The organism is Streptomyces sp. NPDC015130, from assembly GCF_043080005.1.
Classification (GTDB): Bacteria; Actinomycetota; Actinomycetes; order Streptomycetales; family Streptomycetaceae; genus Streptomyces.
Genome location: NZ_JBIBVC010000006.1, coordinates 100,071 through 113,152, shown reverse-complemented (window position 1 = coordinate 113,152; position 13,082 = coordinate 100,071). Strand labels below are relative to the sequence as shown.

The window sequence follows — 13,082 nt, the reverse complement described above, 5'->3', positions numbered from 1 at the left end:
TCCGGTCACAGCAGGTACGTTCTTGCCGCCGGACCACCCGGCAGCACCAGGAGAGGGCTCGGCCATGGCGATGTCACGGGCAGTTCCCAATCTCGCCTTCCGCCGGCTCCGCGGACAGCACTCGCCGGCGGAGTTCGCCGCGGCTGTCCGCCGGGCGGCGCGGGAGATCGGCGAACAGGTCGCGTGCGACGCCCGCTACATCGGGCGCGTGGAAGCGGGCGAGATCCGCTGCCCCAACTACGCGTACGAGCGGGTCTTCCTGCACATGTTCCCCGGACTCGGCCTCTCCGACCTGGGCTTCTCCGCGCGGGAGACGGTGCGCGGCCGGCGGCAGGCCGCCCCGGTCGGCGCCTCGCCCCCCGCCGCGATCTCGACCCGGAACGATGAGGAGAGCGACGTGCTGCGTCGCGCATTCATGACGAGCGGCTCCGCCACCCTGGCGGCCGCCTCGCTGGGACTCGGCGGCCCCGCCGTCGCGATCCCGTCCCCCCGCGGCACCCACAGGATCGGCGAGACCGAGGTCCGGGCCGTCGAGGAGGCCGTACGGCAGATCCGCCTGCTCGACGACCGGCACGGCGCCGACGGGCTCTACAAGGTGGCCGCGCAGCCCCTCCGTACGGCGTACGCGCTGCTCGACACGGGGAGCATGACCCGCCGCTCCACCGAGGACCGGCTGCACGCGGGCGCCGGCGAGCTGTCCCTCTCGGTCGGCTGGCTCGCCCACGACTCGGGCCGCCACGAGGACGCCCGCTCGCACTACGCCGAGGCCCTCGCCACCGCGCGGGTCTCGGGGAACGCGGCGCTGGAGGCGCACGCCTTCTGCAACACCTCGTTCCTGGCCCGGGACACCGGCCGGTACCGCGAGGCGGTCCGGGCGGCGCAGGCGGGGCTGCGGGCCGCGCAGCCCCTCGACTCGGCCCGGCTGCTCTCGCTGCTCTCGCTGCGGGAGGCGGGCGCGTGGGCCGGGCTCGGCGACCGGTCCGCCTGCGACCAGGCCCTCGGCCGCGCCCACGCGCACTTCGACCGGGGGCCCTCCGACGGCGACCCCGAGTGGATGTCGTTCTTCGGCGAGCCCGAGCGGGAGGCCCTGGAGGCCCAGTGCTGGGCGGCCCTCGGCGAGTGGGGACGCGCCGCCCGTCACGCCCACCGGGCCACGGTCCTGCAGAATCCGTACTTCGCCCGGAACCTCGCGCTCTACCGCGCCCACCTCGCCCGGGACCTCGCGCACGCGGGGCGCCCGGAGGAGGCGGCGGCGGAGGCGAAGCGCGTCGCGGAGTCCCTCGACGGCATCGCCTCGGCCCGGATCCGCGGGATGCTCGCCGAGACGGGCCGGGTCCTCGCCGCGTACTGAGCCGCCGTCGGTCGATCCGGGTCACCGGCGTCCACGGTCCGGGCGTCCCGACGTGCCGACGCCCGCGGTCCGGGCGTCCCGACGTGCCGGCGCCCGCGGTCCGGGCGTCCTGACGCCCCGAGGTCCCCGCGTCCCGATGTCCCGGGCGTTCCCGCGTCCTACTCCAGGTGCCCGGTGTCGTTCCAGCGCTCGATCGCCGGTGCGCCGTACGCCCAGCCCAGGACCGAGAGGCTCGTCGGGTCGAGGCGGATGCGGGAGGCGTACGAGACGTCCTCACCGAGCCAACGCGCGCCGATCGAGCGCAGGATGTGGCCGTGGGCGAAGACCAGGACGTCACGGTCGGCGGACCGGGCCCACTCCACGATCGCGTCGGCGCGGTCCGACAGCCCGGCCATGGACTCGCCCTCGGGGACGCCGTCGCGCCAGATCAGCCAGCCGGGACGGATCGCCTGGATCTGGGCCGGGGTCATGCCCTCGTACGCCCCGTAGTCCCACTCCATCAGCGCGTCCCACGGCTCGGCTCGGTCGGCGAAGCCGGCGAGGGCGCAGGTCTCGCTCGCGCGGACCAGCGGGCTGGTGCGCACCTCCACGTCGGGCAGGCCCTGCCACGGTCCACGGTGCAGCCGCTCACCGAGCAGCTTCGCGCCGCGCCGGCCCTCGTCGAGCAGGGGGATGTCGGTCCTGCCGGTGTGCCGGCCGAGAAGCGACCACTCGGTCTGGCCGTGCCGGGCGAGCAGGATGCGCGGTGCCATGGGAAGGAGTCTCCAGGAGGTTCACGGTGCGGACGTGCGGGGCGTGCACCCTATGAGGCGCGGGGCCTGTGGGGCGTGCGGCCGCCTGTGAGGCGGGCCTCTTCCATCATCGCCCACGTGCATTCGGGGTGACGTCCGGGCGACTCCGGGACGGTTGTCAGTGGCGGATGCGAGACTTCCGCGGGTGAGCGCATCCCTTGACAGCGGTCTGCCACGACCGTCGCAGACGACGACACTCAGGCAGCATCTGGCGGAGCTGCGCGGACCGGGCACGGCGCCGCGCGCCCTGGACGCGCGGGCGCTCGCGGCGCTCGCCGCCAATCCCGGCTGCCGGCGCCGGGCGCTGCTCGACGGCGCCGGGGTCGACAAGGCGGCGCTCGCCTCGAAGCTGGGCTCCCCCGCGCCGTTCGGCCAGTCCCAGTTCGCGATCATGCGAGGCAACTCCTTCGAGGCGAAGGTGAAGGCGGACGGCGGCCGTGAGCTGCTGCGCCTCCTCGGCGTCGAGGAGCCCGGCGCGGTCTCCGTGCCCGATCTGGCGGCGGCCGGGCCCCAGGGCCGGACCGCCCGGACGGCGCTCGCGCTGCGGGAGTCGACCGCGGCCGGGTCGTGGACACTCCTCGACCATCCGCTGCTGGCCCTGGAGGTGGCCGGCTCCCCGGTCTATCTGGAGCCGGACGCGGTGGTGGTCGGCCCGGACGGGCGGTGGACGGTCGTCGAGATCAAGTCCTTCCCGATGATCGACGGCGCGGCCGACGCCTCGAAGGTGGGCGCTGCGGCCCGCCAGTCCGCCGTGTACGTGCTCGCGCTGGAGCGGACGGCGGCGGTGACCGAGGGCGCGAAGGTGGCGCACTCGGTGCTCCTCGTCTGCCCGAAGGACTTCTCGAACGTGCCGACGGCCTCGGTCGTGGACGTGCGCAAGCAGCGGTCGGTGACGCTGCGGCAGCTGGCCCGGCTGACCCGGATCGAGGAGATCGCGGACGCCCTGCCGGAGGGCACGACCTTCGACGTGGCGGGGTGCTCGGCGGCGGAGCTGACGGAGGCGGTGGAGTCCGTGCCCCACGCGTACGCGCCGGAGTGCCTGGCCGCCTGCGAGCTGGCCTTCCACTGCCGGGCGCGGGCCCGGGAGGCGGGCGCGGTGGAGACCCTGGGCCGGGCGGTGCGGGGCGAGCTGGGCGGCCTCACGACGGTCGGCGCGGTCCTGGCGGCGGCGCGCGGCGAGGCCGGTGATCCGGACGATCCCGCGGTGGCGGCCCTGCGCCGGGCGCGGGCGCTGCGCCAGGAGGCGCTGGACCGGGTGCCGGCGCCGGCCGGGGAGGCTCCGGAATGTCACTGATCTCCGCGCTCGCCCGCATGGAGGCCGTCGAGTCGGGCCGTGCCCAGCCGCTGGCCACCGTCCGCCACCGGCACGTGTCCGCGCGGCCGCTCGTCCTCGTACCGCTGACGACCGCCGGTGAGGCGGGAGCTCCGCTCGGGGCGCTCGTCGGCACCGACCCCGGGGCGCCCCGGCTGCTCGTGGTGACGCAGCCGCGTGACCGGGACCTGCGGTTCTCGTTCCTCGCCGACCTGGCGGAGGAGGTCCTGCCGTACGTCGACTCGTTCACGGACGTCGTGGAGGCGGCGGAGCGCAGCGAGGTCGACCCGGAGACCGGCAAGAAGGTGAAGGTCGAGGTCGAGCTGTGCGCGGACGCGCCGCAGCTGATCGTGCCGAGCCGGGCGGGCATCGAGTACGTACGGCTGCTGGGGCGGTCGACGCGGTTCCGGCGGACGGCCGAGCAGGACCCGGAGACGCCGTTCCCGGCGCCGCCGCGGGTGCCGCTGCTCGGGCGCTGGCTGACGCACTACGGCGACCGGGCGCGGGTGCCCGGCTCCTCGCTGCTGCTCGCGGCGACGGACCTGCTCAACCGGCACTGGGCGACCGGCCAGTCGTCCCTGGAGGACCAGCACCTGGGTGCGCTGCTCGCCTGGATCGACCCGCGGGACGGGGAGTCGGGGCCCGAGGGGGCGCTGCGGGCCGAGACGGGGCGGGACGAGCGGGGGCAGCTGCTGTGCCCGCCGGCCGGCCCCGCCACGGACCCCGCCTTCGACAACCGGCTCCTGGCGCCCGCGATCGAGCGGTACGACCGGGCCCGGCTGGCACTCGGCGCGGCCGAGGACGGCGAGGCGGCCGACGCGGGCCTCGGTGAGCTGCACCGGGCCGAGCGGGAGGTCCGGCGGCTCGTCGCCGCGCAGCTGAAGCCGACGTGGGACGCGGTCTGGCGGGCGCTCGGCCTGCTGCGGGAACTGCCGGAGGGCGCCAGGGTCGAGGACCGCTGGACCCGGGACCGCTGGTCGTTCACCGGCCACCGGGACCGCGTGGTGGCCGGTGAGCCGCCGCAGCCGCGCCAGGACGACGTGATCGCTGCCGCCTCGAAGCTCGCGAACCGGGAGCGGGCGCAGGGGCAGCTGGAGGCGCAGGAGGCTCTCGACGACCCGCTGGTCCTGGCGGGGCGGCGGCTCGCGGGTGAGGCGTTCGCGGCGGAGGTGGCCGAGGTGACGATGGCCTGGACGGAGTCGAAGCGGCCCGCGCCCCGGCCGCTGCTCACGGTCCGCACGGACGACCGGCCGCACCTCGCGGAGAAGGCGAGGGTGTTCCGCTCGCTCGACGGGAAACCACAGGCGGCGGAGTTCGTGCGGTACGAGGAGGACGGCTCGCTGGTGCTGCGGCTCCTGGACCGGATGGGGCGGTCGAAGGAGCCCGCGGAGGGCTCGGTGCCGGAGAAGGGCGAGCACATCGCCTGGACGCTGTTCGAGCACGAGTCGCGGGTCGGGCCGAAGCTTCCGGAGCCGGAGGAGACGCCCTGGACGCACGGCGGTCCCCCCGGGACGGACGCCGTGGAACTGCCCGACGCCGTGACCCCCGAGGACGTGCTGTGACGATTCCCGAGCCCCGTTTCGACCCGTCCGCCGAGGCCGGCCGGGCGACGGACGGCATCCTGGCGGACACCCTGCACGGCACCGCGCGGGGTGTCGTCGTGGACTCCCCGCCGGGTGCCGGGAAGTCGACCCTGGTCGTGCGGGCCGCGCTCGAACTGGCCGCCGCCGGGCGCCCCCTGATGGTCGTCGCGCAGACGAACGCACAGGTGGACGACCTGGTGCTGCGGCTCGCCGAGAAGGAGCCCGGCCTGGAGGTGGGCCGGCTGCACTCGAACGACAGCGACCCGTACGACAAGGCGCTCGACGACCTGGCCAACGTGCGGAAGTCGGCGAAGCCCGGCGAGCTGACGGGGCTGCCGGTCGTCCTCTCGACCTCCGCCAAGTGGGCGCACGTGAAGAACGTCGAGCCGTGGGCGCACGCGATCGTCGACGAGGCGTACCAGATGCGCTCGGACGGGCTCCTCGCCGTGGCGGGGCTGTTCGAGCGGGCGCTGTTCGTGGGCGATCCCGGGCAGCTGGACCCGTTCTCGGTGGTGGGCGCCGAGCAGTGGGCGGGGCTCTCCTACGACCCGTCGGCGAGCGCGGTCTCGACGCTGCTCGCGCACAATCCGGAGCTGCCGCAGCACCGGCTGCCGGTGTCCTGGCGGCTGCCCGCCTCGGCGGCGCCGCTGGTCTCGGACGCGTTCTACCCGTACACGCCCTTCCGCAGCGGCACCGGGCCCGGGGACCGGAAGCTCTCGTTCTCGGTGACGTCGGACGGTTCGGGGCCCGACCGGGTCCTCGACGAGGCGGCGGAGTCGGGCTGGGGGCTGCTCGAACTGCCTGCCCGCACCACCCCGCGCACCGATCCGGAGGCGGTCGGCGCGGTCGCCCTGGTCGTGCGGCGGCTCCTGGACCGGGGCGGCGCCGCGGTCTCGGAGCGCTCGGAGACGCCGGTGCCCCTGACGCCCGACCGGGTCGCGGTCGGCACGGCCCACCGCGACCAGGCGGCGGCGGTGCGGGCGGCGCTCGCGGCGCTCGGCGTGTCGGGTGTGACGGTGGACACCGCGAACCGGCTCCAGGGGCGCGAGTACGACGTCACGGTCGTCCTCCATCCCCTGTCCGGCCGCCCGGACGCGACCGCCTTCCACCTGGAGACGGGCCGCCTGTGCGTGCTGGCCTCCCGGCACCGGCACGCGTGCGTCGTCGTGTGCCGGGCGGGCGTCACGGAACTGCTCGACGAGCACCCGTCGACGGAGCCGGTCCAACTGGGCGCGGCGGTGTCCTTCCCGGACGGCTGGGAGGCGAACCACGCGGTCCTCTCACACCTGGCGGAGCACCGGGTGACCTGGACGCCGTAGGGCGCGGGCCGCGGAGGCGAGCACACGACGGGTCCCCCTCACCCGGGATGCCCCCGCCGGGCACGCTGCGCATGAGGGCACGGCACCACCCGCCGGACGGAGTCCGGCACGCCGCCGGAGGCGGCCGATGATCACAGCCCGGACGGCTGGGAGGCGAACCACGCGGTCCTCTCACACCTGGCGGAGCACCGGGTCTCGTGGCGTCCGTAGCACCGGGCCCACGCCCCGGGGGCAGCCGCTCCGGCGTCATCGAGCCGTCGCGGGGGCCGATGCGAGGGTGAGGAGCTCGTCGACCGACCACTGGTCGTAGACGTGCTCGCCGTACTTCGCGGCGAGGAGTCCGCCGTCGGGAGCGATCAGGAAGTCGGCCGGCAGGCCCAGCCGCCCGGCCGGCTGCGAGGTGGCGGGCAGCCGGCCGCGGCCACGGGCCAGCTCGATGACGCCGCGCACGACGGCCCGCACGATGGCGGGCCACGCGCGCGGGTCGAGCAGGGACCTGCAATGGGCCTCCACGCCGAATTCGGCGTAGAGGAGTCGGTCGGGATCGGCGACGACGGCGAAGGGCAGATGGGCCACGTGCTCGCGGAGCTCGTCCGCGGGTGAGTGGAAGAGCACGACCTCCCGGATTCCGGCCCGTTCGATCTCCTCGTGCCGCAGGACCACCGACCGCAGGTGGAGGTTGCAGACCGGGCAGCCCGCGAAGCGCCGGAACTGGACGTGGGTGAGGCGCCCGGGATCCGGGAGGGTCACCGGGGGACCGAGGACCGGGTCGAGAGTGCGGCGGGGCACGGCGTGGCCGGGCTCCAGTCGTGTGCGGGACGTGGGCGTGCGCATGGGACACCTTCCTCAGGGGATTCGTAGGCGTACGGCGTACTCCTACAGCGTAGGCGTAGGGCGTACGCTGTCAACCGCCATGCCTCGACCCCGCTCCCTCAGCCAGAACCAGCTGGCCGCCGCCGCCCTCACCGTCATCGACCGCGACGGGCTCTCCGCCCTCTCCATGCGCGCCGTCGCCAAGGAGCTCGGCGTGAGCACCATGGGGCTCTATCGCTACGTGGCCGACCGCGACGAACTGGAGGAGCTCGTGGTCGAACACGTCCTCGGCTCCGTCGACACCACCCCGCCCGCCGAGCCCGCGCCCTGGCAGGAACGGATCGAGATCATGGCGAGGCGGCTGCGCGACGGCGTGGCCGCCCACCCCGGGGCCGTCCCCCTGGCCGTCACCCACCGACACCGCGCGGTCGCGGGGCTGCAGTGGTCGGAGACCGTACTCGGCATCCTGACCGAAGCCGGGTTCGACGGCGGCCGGAGGGTCGTCGCCCTCCGCGCCCTCCACGGGTACGTGACCGGGGCGATCCAGCTCGAACACCTGGGGCCGCTCGCAGGCGAGGGCACGGCAGCCATCGCGGCGCTGCCCGAGGACCGCTTCCCCCATCTGACGGCAACCGCACGGAGCGCGGGCGAGGTCGGACCGGACGAGGAGTTCCTCGGCGGCCTGCGCTTCCTCCTGCGCGGCCTGGCCGGCGAGCCGACCCCGTAAACCGGGGCCCGGGAGCGGAGTCGGGGCGCGCGGCGGGGGCCTCGCGCTCTTGCGCGGCGCGGGACAATGGAAAGCGGCCCGGGATCCCGGGCCGTGTCTGTGCGAGGAGGAGAAGAACGATGGCGGAACCCGCGGAGCGGAGCGGACAGCGACGGCTGCGGCCGGCGCCGCTGGTCTTCGAGCCTGCCGAGGCGACCGCCGATCCGGAGCACTTCTTCGACCTGGAGTCGATAGAGGACCCGCGCGAGCTGCTGGCCCGGGCGACGGAGCTGACGCTCGCGTTCCGTGCGGCGACGGACCGCGCGACGGAGTTCCAGGCGATCGCGGCGGCGCAGCTGGCGGATCCGCGCCGGTTCGACCGGCTGACGGCGGCGGACGTCGCCGAGCGGGCGGAGTGGACCGAGGACTACGCCCTGAAGATGATCGAGTTCGGCCGCGGCCTGATCCGGGCGAACGGACGCCCCGCGGAGGAGTAGGCCGGCAAGCGGCGGGCCACCCGTCCGGGGCGGCCCGCGGAGACTCCCCGGGCGGCGGCTCGCGCCCCGTCCCGTGGCATATGCGGGGCGCACGATACTCCTCGACCACCCGCCTTGTCAGGGATTCCGCGACTCTCGGAAACCGGGTCGTCACGGCCGGTAGATGTGGTCGTATGACGACCTGGTTGCGCGACGAGACCCCGTACGACATCTTCCGTTTCCTGCGGCAGGGCGACGAGGGCCGGCACCAGACGGCCCGGGTGACCGCCGACGGGGCCGCCTGGCTCGCCTCGGCCGCCGGGGGCCGCCCCGGGGCGGCGCTCACCCGCTGGGAGGCCAGCCCGGCCTCGCCCGCGGCGCTGCCCTGCGGGACGGTCTTCGACGTCGTCAACGTGGACCCGGTCTTCGGGCGCCGGATGCTGGACCGGCTGTGGGAGGAGGGCCCGGGCTCCGGGCCGGTCGCGGTGCACCGGGGCCGGATGCTGCTGTTCACCGCGGCCGGGACGGCCCAGCGGCTGCCGGCGCTGCTCGACTGGGAGGAGTGGGGCGACGCCGTCCCCCGGCCGATCTGCCACGGCGTCGGAGACGCGGTGACCGTGCCCCCGCTCACGCCCGCCGACTCCGCGGGACCCCGCTGGCTGGTGGCCCCCGACACGCGGAACCCGTGGCTGCCCGGTCCCGAGGTCGTGCTCTGGGCCTGTGTGCGGGCCGTCCGGACGGCCGCCGCGCCCGACGTGCGGGTATCGATTTTTCCTCCCGCCGATCCGGGTGCTAATGTCTACGACGTCAGCAGGCGCCGCTAGCTCAGTTGGTTAGAGCAGCTGACTCTTAATCAGCGGGTCCGGGGTTCGAGTCCCTGGCGGCGCACAGACGGAAGAAGCCCCTCGCGGAAGCGGGGGGCTTCTTCGTGTGCGGCGGCGGACCGTTCCCGGCGGGGGTCCGTCTCCGGCGGGGCTTCCGTCAGTCCGTGCCCGTCGGGGTGACCTTCACGGTCCAGCCGCCCGCCTCGGTGCGGTCCGCCACCTCGACGCGTACGCCCGTACCGGGCACGGTGAAGGTCTCGCCCTCCTCCAGCGGCGCGTCCGCGAGGGGCGGGTAGACGGAGCGCTCCCAGCAGGCCTCGGTGCTCGGGTGGGTGTCGACGACCTGGACCGGGCCGTCGCCGGAGGCCGCGCCGTTGCGTACGCGGTACAGGAGGACGCCCTCGGTGCAGGTCTCGGCGTCGTTGCCCGCGGAGCCGCGCGCCTCGATCGCCAGGACGCTGTCCGGGCCGGTCCGGACGACGGCGAGCCGGGTTCCGAGGGTGCCGCTCTCCGTGGGCGGGGCACTGTTCGGCTCCAGGCTGACCAGCTGGGGTCCGGGCCCCTGGACGCAGGTCACCTGGGCGCGGGAGAGCCAGCCGAGCTTCCACTTGTGCCAGCCGAAGAGGTCGGGCGCGAGCCCGAACTGACTGCCCATGACGTCCCAGTCGCCCACATGGGTGTCCCAGTCGCCCTTGCCGTCGGACGGGCGGTGGTACAGGTCGGGCAGGTCGAAGACGTGGCCGGTCTCGTGGGCGAGGACGTTCCGGTCGGGCGGGTGCCGCTCGAAGACCGTCACGACCCGCTTGATCTCGGTGCCGTCAGCCTTCAGCGGGCGTTCGAGGTTGACGACCTTCGTCGCGTCGGAGTCGACGCCGGGCGCGTCCGGGTCGGCGACCAGGTAGACGATGTCGTACAGCGAGAAGTCGACGTCCGCGTCGACGGCGGCGACCGCGTCGCGCAGGTAGGCCGCGCGCTTCTTGGAGTCCCAGTCGCGCCGTATGTCGTACTCCCCCGACTCCCGCGGCATCCGGGTCCAGTCGGACCGGGGGTGCGGGCGCAGGTCGAAGCGGCCGTAGGAGGCGCGGTCGAAGTACTCGCTGGTGGCGGGGAAGTGGTCGGCGGTGAGCTCGGCCGGGGTGGTCAGCGGGGTCGAGTCCGGGAACGACAGGAAGATCATGACCGCGTCGAGGGTGCGGGTGGGGCGCGGGTAGGAGCCGTTCCAGGTGTCGAGGCCGAGCGAGTGATGGGCCGAGGTGCGGGGCAGGGTGCAGGGACTGCCCGCGGGCGCGCCGACCGCGGGACCGGCGACGAGACCGGTGGCGGCGAGCGCGGCGAGCGCGGTGAAGGCAGCCGCACCGGCACGCAGCCTCGGCAGCTCCACTCCCCCGGGTGGCTGCTGACCCCTCACGTGGACCTCCGGATCGATAGGGCGGGACACCACAACCACCTTGTGACGATTCGCGGCGTTTCGCATGTTTCCGCTGCCCCGGTCGGGTGAGGGGACACCGCCGGGTCGACGCGACACGAGCGGGCGCCGGCTCACGGAAAGTCACAATCGGTCACGACACCACCGACCCGTGTCAGACCCGCGCAGAAACGATCGGGCGCGGGGTCGGGGCAGGGGTCCTCACGGCGCTCACCGGTCCCCGGAGGCGCCGCGGAGCTGGAACGGCCCCCCGGGCTGGCTCTATGATCGGCAGACTTTCCAGATGGCCGACCATCCCGACCACATGTGAACGGCCCGACTGCACTACGGGAGCGAGCGGTGAGCGGAACCCCCGAAGGACCGGTGCATCCAGAGCCGCCGGAGACACCCCCGGCCGACCTCTCCGTCACGGAGCGTCACGCCAAGGCCTGTGCCACGCGTCAGACCGAGCCCGGACACACCCCCGAGCCCGACCGCGGCCTCACCCCCGCGCCCGACCACGAGCTCGCCCCGGAGCCCGCCCCCGAGCTCGACGCCGGGTTCCGCGCCGACCGCCGGGCCGCCGAACTCCGCGACTACCACGCCGCCTTCCGCGCCGCGCAGCTCGCCATGGCCGTCGTCGACCAGGACGGCCTCGTCGTCGCGGCCAACGACTCCTTCGGCACCCTCCTCGGCACCGAGGCCGGGGAGCTCCGCGAGCAGGCCGCCGCCGACCTCGTCGACCTCGCCTCCGACGGCCGCACCTGGCACGCGTACCGCGAGGTCCTCCGCGGCCGGCGCTCCCGCTTCCGCTGCACCCGCCGGCTCAAGCACCCCGACGGACGCTCGCTCTGGGCCGAGGTCACCGTCTCCCCCGTGCCCGACAGCCGGCGCGTGCTCCTGTCGATCGCGGACGTCAGCGACCGGCGCGAGCTCCAGGCGCGGCTGCGCCACCTCCAGATGCACGACCCCGTGACCCGGCTCCCCAACCGGGCCCTGTTCTTCGAGCGGCTCTCCTCGGCCCTGGACGCCGCCGCCCAGGACGCCGACCCGGCCTACGCCCCGCACGATGCACATGAATCGCATCAGTCACATGAGTCATACGGGTATGGCAGAACAGGGCGGATCGGTCTCTGCTACCTCGATCTCGACGGCTTCAAGGCCGTCAACGACACCCTCGGCCACCGGGTCGGCGACCGGCTGCTCGCCGCCGTCGCCGCCCGCCTGACCGCGTGCGCGGACAGCGACGGCTACACCCGCAGCGGCGGCCACCTCGTGGCCCGGCTCGGCGGCGACGAGTTCGCGATCCTCGTCGAGGACTCCACCGGTACGGAACAACTGGCCGACCTCGCACGCTCGGTGCTCTGCGCACTGCAGAACCCCTTCGACCTGGGCGGCCAGCGGCTCTCGGTCTCCGCCTCGATCGGCGTCGTCGAGCGCACCGCGCACGGGACGACCGCGACCGCCCTCATGCAGGCCGCGGACACCACGCTGTACTGGGCGAAGGCCGACGGCAAGGCCCGCTGGACGCTCTTCGACCCGGAGCGCAACGCGCACCGGATGACCCGTCAGGCGCTCTCCTCCACGCTCCGTCCGGCCGTGGAGCGCGGGGAGTTCGGCCTGGAGTACCAGCCGCTCGTGGACCTGTCGGACGGGGCCGTGCGCGGGGTGGAGGCGCTGGTGCGCTGGAACCACCCGCAGTTCGGCTCGCTCGCGCCGAATCGGTTCATCGGGATCGCCGAGGAGGACGGCTCGATCGTCGAGCTCGGGCGGTGGGTGCTGCGGACCGCCTGCCGTCAGGCCCGGCAGTGGCAGAAGGACCATCCGCGCGAGCGCCCGATCTTCGTGAGCGTCAACGTGGCGGTCCGTCAGGTCTGGGACTCCGACCTGGTCGCGGACGTCGCCGGGATCCTCGCGGAGACCGGGCTCGCCCCGCACCTGCTCCAGCTCGAACTGACCGAGTCCGCCGTGATGGGCTCGGCCGGGCGGCCCCTCCAGGCGCTCAAGGCGCTCAGCGACATGGGCGTGCGGATCGCGATCGACGACTTCGGCACCGGCTACTCGAACCTCGCCTACCTGAGCCGGCTGCCGGTCTCCGTGCTGAAGCTGGACGGCTCCTTCGTCCGCGGCTTCCAGGACGAGGAGCACCCCAACCCGGCCGACGAGCTGATCGTCGAGGCGCTCGTCCAGCTCGCGCACCGGCTGGGGCTCACGGTCACCGCCGAGTGCGTCGAGACCTCGGGGCAGGCGGCCCGGCTGCGCCGGATCGGCTGCGACACGGGGCAGGGCTGGCTGTACTCGCGGGCGGTGGCCCCGGACCGGATCGCGGAACTGATCGGCGCGGAGCCCCTGCGGGTCTGAACCCGGACGCCCGGCGCCCGGCCTCCCGCGGACGGGCCCGTCCCCGTCCGGCGTACGACCCGGGGCATGGAACTGCCCCCGGCCGGAGGGACATTCCGGGCGGGGGCAGTGGTCATGTGGTGCTCAGTGGGTCCTGGTCAG

11 protein-coding genes and 1 tRNA gene are annotated in these 13,082 nt (G+C 74.6%); 9 read left to right on the top strand and 3 right to left on the bottom strand.

Annotation, left to right across the window (positions count from 1 at the left end; genetic code table 11):
* Positions 1-64 precede the first annotated feature (64 nt).
* Positions 65-1,351, top strand: coding sequence for a tetratricopeptide repeat protein (locus ACF08F_RS14505; protein ID WP_392298818.1), 1,287 nt, complete (start codon positions 65-67; stop codon positions 1,349-1,351).
* A 158-nt stretch (positions 1,352-1,509) separates the two neighbouring features.
* On the opposite strand, the gene ACF08F_RS14500 is transcribed toward ACF08F_RS14505, so the two are convergent.
* A complete protein-coding gene (locus tag ACF08F_RS14500; protein ID WP_392298817.1) occupies positions 1,510-2,103 on the bottom strand; it encodes a histidine phosphatase family protein in 594 nt (197 codons plus the stop codon).
* Positions 2,104-2,287: 184 nt separating this feature from the next.
* Between ACF08F_RS14500 and ACF08F_RS14495 the strand changes: the two genes are divergently transcribed.
* From ACF08F_RS14495 to ACF08F_RS14485, 3 genes are read left to right on the top strand one after another with little or no spacing between them, the layout of a single operon-like run.
* Positions 2,288-3,436, top strand: coding sequence for a hypothetical protein (locus ACF08F_RS14495; protein WP_392298816.1), 1,149 nt, complete (start codon positions 2,288-2,290; stop codon positions 3,434-3,436).
* Positions 3,427-5,016, top strand: coding sequence for a hypothetical protein (locus tag ACF08F_RS14490; RefSeq protein WP_392298815.1), 1,590 nt, complete (start codon positions 3,427-3,429; stop codon positions 5,014-5,016). Before ACF08F_RS14495 ends, ACF08F_RS14490 begins: the two co-directional genes overlap by 10 nt.
* Positions 5,013-6,356: an AAA domain-containing protein gene (locus ACF08F_RS14485; RefSeq protein ID WP_392298814.1), complete on the top strand. Its 1,344-nt coding sequence runs from the start codon at positions 5,013-5,015 to the stop codon at positions 6,354-6,356. The genes ACF08F_RS14490 and ACF08F_RS14485 overlap by 4 nt, the downstream gene beginning before the upstream one ends.
* 246 nt (positions 6,357-6,602) lie before the next feature.
* Here ACF08F_RS14485 and ACF08F_RS14480 read toward each other — a convergent pair whose 3' ends face one another.
* Positions 6,603-7,190 (bottom strand): peroxiredoxin-like family protein, encoded by a 588-nt coding sequence (locus ACF08F_RS14480; protein ID WP_392298813.1) that lies wholly within the window; start codon positions 7,188-7,190, stop codon positions 6,603-6,605.
* Between the two features lie 79 nt (positions 7,191-7,269).
* Here ACF08F_RS14480 and ACF08F_RS14475 point away from each other — a divergent pair, with 79 nt between their 5' ends.
* From ACF08F_RS14475 to ACF08F_RS14460, 4 genes are all read left to right on the top strand, one after another.
* Complete coding sequence (locus ACF08F_RS14475) at positions 7,270-7,896, top strand: TetR/AcrR family transcriptional regulator C-terminal domain-containing protein (RefSeq protein WP_392298812.1); 627 nt, start codon at positions 7,270-7,272, stop codon at positions 7,894-7,896.
* A 119-nt stretch (positions 7,897-8,015) separates the two neighbouring features.
* A complete protein-coding gene (locus tag ACF08F_RS14470) occupies positions 8,016-8,372 on the top strand; it encodes a hypothetical protein (RefSeq protein ID WP_024759088.1) in 357 nt (118 codons plus the stop codon).
* A gap of 173 nt (positions 8,373-8,545) precedes the next feature.
* Positions 8,546-9,175 carry a hypothetical protein gene (locus tag ACF08F_RS14465; protein WP_392298811.1) on the top strand — a complete coding sequence of 210 codons (630 nt, stop codon included), beginning with the start codon at positions 8,546-8,548 and terminating at the stop codon, positions 9,173-9,175.
* Positions 9,166-9,239, top strand: a tRNA-Lys gene (locus ACF08F_RS14460). Before ACF08F_RS14465 ends, ACF08F_RS14460 begins: the two co-directional genes overlap by 10 nt.
* Positions 9,240-9,332: 93 nt before the next feature.
* Here ACF08F_RS14460 and ACF08F_RS14455 read toward each other — a convergent pair.
* The gene (locus ACF08F_RS14455; RefSeq protein WP_392298810.1) at positions 9,333-10,583 is read right to left on the bottom strand and encodes a M6 family metalloprotease domain-containing protein; all 1,251 of its coding nucleotides are present in this window, start codon (positions 10,581-10,583) and stop codon (positions 9,333-9,335) included.
* Positions 10,584-10,940: 357 nt separating this feature from the next.
* Here ACF08F_RS14455 and ACF08F_RS14450 point away from each other — a divergent pair, with 357 nt between their 5' ends.
* Complete coding sequence (locus tag ACF08F_RS14450) at positions 10,941-12,941, top strand: putative bifunctional diguanylate cyclase/phosphodiesterase (protein WP_392298809.1); 2,001 nt, start codon at positions 10,941-10,943, stop codon at positions 12,939-12,941.
* Positions 12,942-13,082 lie beyond the last annotated feature (141 nt).

What these genes read in the sequence shown, in the direction of transcription:
- ACF08F_RS14490 (WP_392298815.1), top strand. Translation starts at nt 3,427, where the DNA reads ATGTCACTGATCTCCGCGCTCGCCCGCATGGAGGCCGTCGAGTCGGGC.
- ACF08F_RS14465 (WP_392298811.1), top strand. Translation starts at nt 8,546, where the DNA reads ATGACGACCTGGTTGCGCGACGAGACCCCGTACGACATCTTCCGTTTC.
- ACF08F_RS14470 (WP_024759088.1), top strand. Translation starts at nt 8,016, where the DNA reads ATGGCGGAACCCGCGGAGCGGAGCGGACAGCGACGGCTGCGGCCGGCG.
- ACF08F_RS14500 (WP_392298817.1), bottom strand. Translation starts at nt 2,103, where the DNA reads ATGGCACCGCGCATCCTGCTCGCCCGGCACGGCCAGACCGAGTGGTCG.
- ACF08F_RS14475 (WP_392298812.1), top strand. Translation starts at nt 7,270, where the DNA reads ATGCCTCGACCCCGCTCCCTCAGCCAGAACCAGCTGGCCGCCGCCGCC.
- ACF08F_RS14505 (WP_392298818.1), top strand. Translation starts at nt 65, where the DNA reads ATGGCGATGTCACGGGCAGTTCCCAATCTCGCCTTCCGCCGGCTCCGC.
- ACF08F_RS14480 (WP_392298813.1), bottom strand. Translation starts at nt 7,190, where the DNA reads ATGCGCACGCCCACGTCCCGCACACGACTGGAGCCCGGCCACGCCGTG.